This window comes from Cohnella xylanilytica (assembly GCF_014212175.1).
GTDB lineage: Bacteria > Bacillota > Bacilli > Paenibacillales > Paenibacillaceae > Cohnella > Cohnella xylanilytica.
Genome location: NZ_JACJVR010000033.1, coordinates 1 through 7,616 on the forward strand (window position 1 = coordinate 1; position 7,616 = coordinate 7,616).

General features: G+C 46.4%; 5 protein-coding genes and 2 pseudogenes. 2 read left to right on the forward strand and 5 right to left on the reverse strand.

Annotated features, from left to right (window positions below):
- The 4 genes and pseudogenes from H7B90_RS09870 to H7B90_RS09880 form a co-directional block, all read right to left on the reverse strand.
- A pseudogene (locus tag H7B90_RS09870) lies at positions 1–544 on the reverse strand (hypothetical protein); the annotation flags it as partial.
- A gap of 107 nt (positions 545–651) precedes the next feature.
- Complete coding sequence (locus tag H7B90_RS32845) at positions 652–930, reverse strand: RNA polymerase sigma factor (RefSeq protein ID WP_311772706.1); 279 nt, start codon at positions 928–930, stop codon at positions 652–654.
- Positions 914–1,288 carry an RNA polymerase sigma factor gene (locus H7B90_RS32850; protein WP_260410901.1) on the reverse strand — a complete coding sequence of 125 codons (375 nt, stop codon included), beginning with the start codon at positions 1,286–1,288 and terminating at the stop codon, positions 914–916. The genes H7B90_RS32845 and H7B90_RS32850 overlap by 17 nt, the downstream gene beginning before the upstream one ends.
- Positions 1,289–1,525: 237 nt before the next feature.
- Positions 1,526–2,322 (reverse strand): annotated as a pseudogene (locus H7B90_RS09880) (IS5 family transposase).
- Between the two features lie 818 nt (positions 2,323–3,140).
- On the opposite strand from H7B90_RS09880, the gene H7B90_RS09885 reads away from it, so the two are divergent.
- A complete protein-coding gene (locus tag H7B90_RS09885) occupies positions 3,141–3,692 on the forward strand; it encodes a hypothetical protein (RefSeq protein WP_446483095.1) in 552 nt (183 codons plus the stop codon).
- 590 nt (positions 3,693–4,282) lie between these two features.
- The gene (locus H7B90_RS09890; protein WP_185135708.1) at positions 4,283–6,103 is read left to right on the forward strand and encodes a reverse transcriptase/maturase family protein; all 1,821 of its coding nucleotides are present in this window, start codon (positions 4,283–4,285) and stop codon (positions 6,101–6,103) included.
- A gap of 347 nt (positions 6,104–6,450) precedes the next feature.
- On the opposite strand, the gene H7B90_RS09895 is transcribed toward H7B90_RS09890, so the two are convergent.
- A complete protein-coding gene (locus tag H7B90_RS09895) occupies positions 6,451–7,569 on the reverse strand; it encodes a hypothetical protein (protein ID WP_185135707.1) in 1,119 nt (372 codons plus the stop codon).
- Positions 7,570–7,616 lie beyond the last annotated feature (47 nt).

The window sequence follows — 7,616 nt, forward strand, 5'->3', positions numbered from 1 at the left end:
ACTTTCGAAATTCAGGATTAACTTTTTTGTAGTCACCAGCATCCTTATCAAATCCTGAAGTCACCGTTTCGTTTTTCTCCAACATGCGAATGGTTATCATGAACGATTTTCCTGCATTCGGATCCCTATAGATAAGGACAGCCTTCTTCGCGTTCTCTCCGCCTTTTGAAAAAACAAGGATATCATTCAAAATGAACGCCGGGGGTATATAGCCGATTTTAGGAGCTGGAAATAGCAAGTGGTCGCCCGCTTCTTCCCACGTTTCATAATGCTGCTCTTGAAGTACGCCGGAATCGATGCTTTTTCCTTCGTTTTCGAGTGGAGAGTCAGGAGGAGGCGCTGTTCTCGCCTTGCCGGTCGGTTCAGCATCGTTCCCGAAAATAAAACTCACGACACCCGATTGAATTTGCTTAATGGTCTGAAAGAACGGGCTGAATGCTTTTGTGGCTGTCGGTGATCCGACGATGAACGCGCCAATAAGAAATGAAGCGGCCACTACATATGGTAAAAGCAAAAACCGTTTATGCGATCGACGTGCTTTCAATTTTGGCTCAAGCCGCTGTCATGAAGGTTCGGGGTTTGCAACCGGCAATTGTTTTTTGACTGCTTCTTCAAAAGCAGTATCAAAGAGCCGATCAAATTCATCTTTGTTCATTTGCTCTCACCCCACTCCTTGATAAAGCGCTTTTTGATCGAATTCCGAGCTCGGTGCAACTTATATTTGATTGAATCCTCGCTTGTATGGAGTTCCTCTGCAATTTCTTTATACGACATACAGTTTTTCCAGCGCATTTCAATTAGACAGCGGAATTCTGGTTTAAGGTCCTGAAGATATCGACCAATCATGTCGGCCATCATTTTCATCTCAATGTGGTCCTCGATCATTTCTGCATCAGTAGCGTAGGCAATATTGTTATCTAAAAAAAACATTATCGGAGTCAATTTGGTTGCAGTTTTTTTTATTTTTTCGGATGTAGTTGTATGTGGTGTTCCGAACGACAACTTTTAACCAGCTTTTCAGTTGGGTTTCATTATCAACAATTGGAACATTTCGAATCACCTTCAGAAATGCCTCTTGTATAATGTCCTCTGTGGCTGCATGATCTTTGACCATTTGTATGACCACCCTATAGACCAAGGTGTAAAACTCACGGTATACACTACGTTGAATGGTTATATCAAGCGCCGAAAAATTAGAGGAAGTCAAGAGAAGTAATATGTTTTCCAAATCCACTGCACCCCTTCCTTCTTTAGGGAGTGTGCCTCCCTTGTTGTGTCTTTCTAACATTCAAAGCATGCTCCCGCTTTTTATGGATCTCATCGACGGAGTAATCCTTCCGTTCCGGATATGAAACATAAGCTAATGGATCCTTGATCGGGGCACGTCCCATTGATTTAATCTCGATTCGACAAATCATCGGGGGACTTCTTCCGGCAAATATCGGAGTTCCGCATTATTCTGGGGGCTGCCGCCACACTCTCTGTTGCCTCGTCGCTGTATTCTACAACCAGATCCTCTAAGAACTTATCCGAAAACCTCTGCATGGCGGAAACAAATCCAGGTGCAAGCAAAATGGAGCATCGCCTCGTAGTTCTCCACTTCTTCTCCCAACGAACGAGCAGTCGGCGAAAACGGTTGATCCAGGAGTGGGTTGTTCGACCATCCATCGCTGTACCCGGTATCCCGGAATCGATGCCTTCTCTTACCGCGCGAACACAAGTTAAAGATGTATCCCAACTCGGCCACTTGTTCCCGAATGATCGGATAGTCGTATCCCTTATCCGGGTACAAATACTACGGGTTCTTTTCGTCCGGTTCCGGTCTTGGTGCAATTGCCTCAGACAGCGCGGTCTTGAACATTTTCATATCATGGAGATTCGCCCCATCTATAACGACGCCGTCCATCCGGCCACAGACTCCGTTTCGCGCCACGCTTGCCGCGATCCGTCGGATTAGGTCCCGTTCCTTTTCCCCAAGCGGAGCCTTGATCATGGCTCCGTCCACCGCTTGCCAGGTCTATTCAATACCTTTAAATTCATTGTACGCCTGTAACCCCGCTTCCCACATGCGTTTGAAAAGGCCTTGCTTTTGCCAGCATTGAAAACGATCATACATCGTACAAGCGGCCCCCATCTCACAAGGAAACGCTTTCCATTGGATGCCCGTGCGGAGCACGTAAAAGATTGCCGTCATCGCCTGATGATCGTCCATACGCAGACGACCGCTCTTCGGGTTTCGCGGTTCCACCGGTAACAAGGTTGGATTTTATTCCACAACTCATCAGGAATTGTAAAGGATTGCTGTTTCGGTGCGGTTGCCATGACGATCGTCTCCAAACTTTTCTCTTGAAGGAATTCGACATTTTCCACCGTTTTCCTACTTTTTCACAAATGGTTTCGGATAGGGTCTTAGTAGGAGAAGGCCAGGAAAAAAAGGGAATAGCCCAAATGCTTTCATATTTTCACGCATTTATGCTACGTTGGATTTGCTTTTGAGACCATGGTTTACGCCATGGAAGCGAAGCAGCGGGCTTGCGTGGCGGCGCAGGGCTCGCTGTTTTTGTTTCTGGCTTGGTTTCCTGACGACGGGATGGTTTTTGGGTTTCCCGTGATTCTAATGCATGTCCTTTATGCCAAATGACCAGCGTAACCTGCATAGTTTCCCGTACTTCCTCGCTTGTTTTCGTCTCAAAGGGCTGTGAAGGCTTTTCGGCTAGTGTATAAAGTTTCCCCTATAGGAAAGAGTTTGGCAAGAACCAATCTGTCTATAAGTTCGAACAGCAAAACATACTCCAAATCGGTCTCCGCAGGTAGAGGACGGTATGCGGATTCCGCCTCCTATGGTTCAACCGCAAAAGTGCGGTTATGTTTTTCTATGAGTTCCGGCAATGCTCGATTTGCTTCTTCCAGCGTATTTAAACCCAGCAGCCGAAGTTCAATGACCAAACGGTCTTGAAAGGTACCCCACAGTCGCTCTCCTGTCTCATAGTGACATTATCTCAAAATAGTTACACCGTGACATTATCACAGACGAATAACAATTTGAGTAATAACCTCCTTGACAATCTGCACCGGAAGGAACGGGCTATCGGGCGAAAACCCGGTTTGCCCGTTTTTACAATTTGCCGGAACTGATGAATATGTTCAAAGAAGTGGCCGATATCCAGACGGCTGACATGCTCCAGCTTCCCGTGCCGAAAGCCCACTTCCATAATGTGGCCGTGCCGCCGAGCGACTTTCAGCGCGATATGGTCGCGGACCTTGCCCGCCGCGCCGAGCGGGTGCGGGCGAAGGAAGTAGAGCCGCATGAGGACAATATGCTGACGATCACCAATGACGGACGCAAACTGGCGCTCGATCAGCGGCTGGCTAATCCCCTGCTTCCCGACGACGAAGGCAGCAAAGTCAGCGCCTGCGCGGACAATGTCTTCCGGTATTGGGAGGAACATCAGGAGACGCGGTTGACCCAGTTGGTGTTTTGCGATTTGTCCATTCCGAAACAGGATGGTACCTTCAATGTGTACGACGAGCTGCGGCGCAAGCTGATGGAGAAAGGTGTCCCGGCTGACGAAATCGCCTTTATTCACGACGCTAATACCGAGATCAAGAAAAAGGAATTGTTCGCCAAAGTACGCAGCGGACAGGTTCGGATACTGCTTGGATCGACATTCAAAATGGGCGTGCGTCCGTAAAGGTCAGCCAGATTTCTAGCTGATCTGTGGACGATTGAGAATTCTACCTGTGGCAAGGTAGTAGAGAAAGGTATAAACGGTGTCATAACACCACTCTATCATCAGCCTGCTTACTCGAAAGGGAAACTGGACGGGGACAATAGCACGCAGGAAAAGCCATAAGTCGGTAAACTATCGCTACCGCGACTGAATGGCGAGATGAAAAGCTGTGAATGAGGATAAAGGCTAAACTGCTTGAATGACAGTCCGATGGGCCCTATTGTGCAGCTACGGCGAAAGATAGTTGATACGCCGTATAACATGCGTAAATGTACGGTATCCCATGTGCATTTACACTATACCGCATGTTTCCAAGCCGTAATCTACGGAAAAGGACGAACGTCATATCCGACATCACAGCATGCCATTTTCAATCGTCTAAACGGAGATTGCCTAAGTCGGAACGCTTGCAACAAGCTATGAGCGTAAGGCTCTGAAAATCCGATAAGGCAACGGAGTTTCCATAGTAGTCCGAGGACGGGAAAGCCGTCTACATGGCGAAGGGAAACAGGTATTCGTTTAATACTGAAAAAGGAAGGATGTGCGAGACATTGAGAAATCCTTTAGAGGTATTAAAAAGTCTAAGCACAAAGGCGTGTAACTCCAAGTACCGATTTCAACGGCTATATCGGAATTTGTACAACCCTGAATTTTATCTGATGGCCTACCAAAACATCTACGCAAAACCGGGTAACATGACCAAAGGCGCGGATGGACAAACCATTGATGGCATGGGAATGGAACGTATCTCCAAGCTCATCGACAGTATGAGGAATCATTCTTACCAACCAAATCCCGCAAGACGGGTATACATTCGGAAAGCAAACGGAAAAATGAGGCCTCTTGGTATCCCATCTTTCGATGACAAACTGGTGCAAGAAGTAGTTCGCATGATGCTGGAGAGCATCTATGAGCGTACATTCTCCCGTCTTTCTCATGGCTTCCGGCCAAACAGAAGCTGCCACACCGCGCTTGTGCAAATCAAAAAGGAATTTACAGGAGCGAAATGGTTCGTTGAAGGCGACATTAAAGGATTTTTCGACAACATCGATCATCATATTATGGTCGATACACTACGTCGAAGAATCGATGACGAATATTTCATCGCCTTGATATGGAAGTTTCTTAAAGCCGGATATTTGGAAGATTGGAAATTTCATAATACCTACTCGGGCACGCCGCAAGGCTCTATCATAAGTCCGATTCTTTCAAATATCTATCTTGACCGGTTTGATAAACATATGGAGAAGTATATCAAATCGTTTGATAGAGGAACTTTCCCTTTCCACCAACGAACAAAAGAATACCGCTTCTGGGAATACAAACTCTCGGTCAAGCGCAAAGAAACCACGGCGAGATGGAACGGTATGTTCGACGAGGAGAAACAACTCGCTTTACAGGAAATCAAGGCTTTGAAGACCAGCATGCAGAGCGTGCATTGTCGCGATCCCTTTGATCCCACATTCCGCAGGCTCAAATATGTCCGGTATGCAGATGACTTTTTGGTCGGAATTATCGGTTCAAAAGAAGATGCCGTACAGGTTAAACGTGATATTGGCAACTATCTTCGGGAAACCTTGAAGTTGGAAATGTCCGAGGAAAAAACGCTGATTACACACACGGCAACAAAAGCCCGGTTTCTAGGCTACGACATCTGTGTCTGCCGCGATCAACAGACACACTACGGCAGGCGCAGCATGAGCAACAGAGTCTTGCTGTATATGCCGCAAGAAAAGTGGCTGAAAAAACTGCTGGCCTATAAGGCGCTTCGCATCAAAACGGACAGAGACCAAAAAAAAATCTGGAGACCTAAGCATAGACGGTATCTGGTAGAAAATGATGACCTTGAGATTCTGAAAAAGTACAATAGCGAAATTCTGGGGATGTACAATTATTACCGATTAGCCCACAACGTCAGTAACCTCCAAAGCTTTAAATATGTGATGGAATACAGCATGTACAGAACCTTTTGCCTGAAATACCAATGCAGTATTGGAAAACTCAAAAGGAAATATTGCATTGACGGGAAGTTCGCGGTCAGATACCAGACGACTTCAGGTGAAAAGACGCTGTTTCTGTACAATGGAGGATTCAGACGCCAAGAAATGCCGGATACGAGGCCATCCATAGATAACAATCCCGACAATATCTCGGTCACTATGGCTAGAACAAGCATGATGGACCGGATAAAAGCCTGCAAGTGCGAATGGTGCGGTAAAGGAGGAGTCTCCATCCATATGCATCATGTTAGGAAGCTAAAAGACCTAAAGGGCAAACGGGCTTGGGAAAAGGTGATGGTCGCTCGGAAACGGAAAACGATGGCGCTCTGTGTTAGCTGTCATAAAAAATTACACGCTGGATTGCTAGACTAAGAATACTGGAGAGCCGTATACAGCGAGAGTTGTATGTACGGTTCGGAGGGGAGCGTTTGGAAACCTGCCGTAGTAATGCGGCAAGGCGCCGGGCGCTTACCCTACGCGGGAACGAATGTACAAACGAAGCTGATTGCCCTTCACGACCTCGACTGCCCTTGGCGTCCGCGCGATGTCGGACGTGTTTTGCGGACAATGAAGATGCGAGGCCTTGTCCCTTGTCTTTCAGGCATATTTATGTTTTGGACTGGATCCGATAAAAATAACAACGGCAGACTAGGACGCGAAAATAAAGCCCGAGGGCTGAAGGGCCTCCCTGATCAGCCTTATCTCCAATCGGTTGGAGTTCACTTTTTTAACCGCAACCCGTTTAGTAGACCGATGAATTGCATTTTGGACGCAGCCTCTTTATCACGCTTTGAAAATTCCAGTACGTAAACAATTCTGTCTTGTATAGGGATAACGGCAAAATAGACGTCATGTGTGCCAATTAGGCCGGAGGCGGCAGTACCGTTGTCAGCGTCGAGCGTATATAGTTTACCGCTTCCGATGGGAGTATCGATCGTTTCTTCATTTATAATTTCGCTATGGTTGGGCTTGTAAGATCTAAAGTCAAAATCGTCAGCATACGGGTACGTGACAACACTCCCGAGATTGACTCCGTTCTCGTCGGTGATAGATGCGCCAAAGCGGTCTTCGGTACTCGAGTTCCATCCCTTCGGCAGAGGCAGTTCCAGATTGGAGACATCGTATTCTGAGTCCGTTATCGGTTGGACGAATTCCGATTCACTAACGAATTCTTTTCCGTTCCACGCAAAGGATTGTACTACGTCTTTTCCGATACTGTTGTCATAATACGTGCTTGAAAAACCCAATTTGTTTTTAGCTAACTTGGTGGAATAACGCCCAATACCGCTCGCGAATATTTCGTGATGCCCTTTAATAGGCAACTCTTCGATTTGTCCAGACTTATCAAGCGTAAACAGCTTAAATATACTGCCGTTGCTCGATGCATATTGACCAATTGTAAAGTCGATATTCCCATCCCCGTTGTAATCATCGAACTCGATGTCAAAGAACGAGTTGAACACTATTTTGTCATTAAAATAACCGTTTAAATCGACGGCGCTTTCCACTTCGCCGTTTTCATTGGAAAGCTGGATTTGGAATTCCCCCTCCCAATTGCGACCCATTAAAGGCCCAGGGGACCAGTCTTCGAAATACTTTCCGTTAGTAAGTACCACACTCAAGTATTCTTGCTTTTTTGTAATCTGGAATAGATCGTTCCTTGACAATGTGAGCGGTCCCGTTACAAGGATTGTGTTGGATGCGGCTGTAAGCGAAGGTTGGATTGGACTTGCGGTTGCCGCGTATAAAGGAGTCGGTGAATTCGTGATGTTTGTTGTCGCATCGGAGCACGCAGTTAATAGCAACGCGGGTACCATTGAATAAAAAAATTTTTTCATATTACATTATGTCTCCTTTAAATAAGCCTGAATTTCGAAAGCGCATA

Coding starts and splice junctions, on each gene's coding strand:
- H7B90_RS32845 (WP_311772706.1), bottom strand. CDS start 930: ATGTTTTTTTTAGATAACAATATTGCCTACGCTACTGATGCAGAAATG.
- H7B90_RS32850 (WP_260410901.1), bottom strand. CDS start 1,288: ATGTTAGAAAGACACAACAAGGGAGGCACACTCCCTAAAGAAGGAAGG.
- H7B90_RS09885 (WP_446483095.1), top strand. CDS start 3,141: ATGTTCAAAGAAGTGGCCGATATCCAGACGGCTGACATGCTCCAGCTT.
- H7B90_RS09895 (WP_185135707.1), bottom strand. CDS start 7,569: ATGAAAAAATTTTTTTATTCAATGGTACCCGCGTTGCTATTAACTGCG.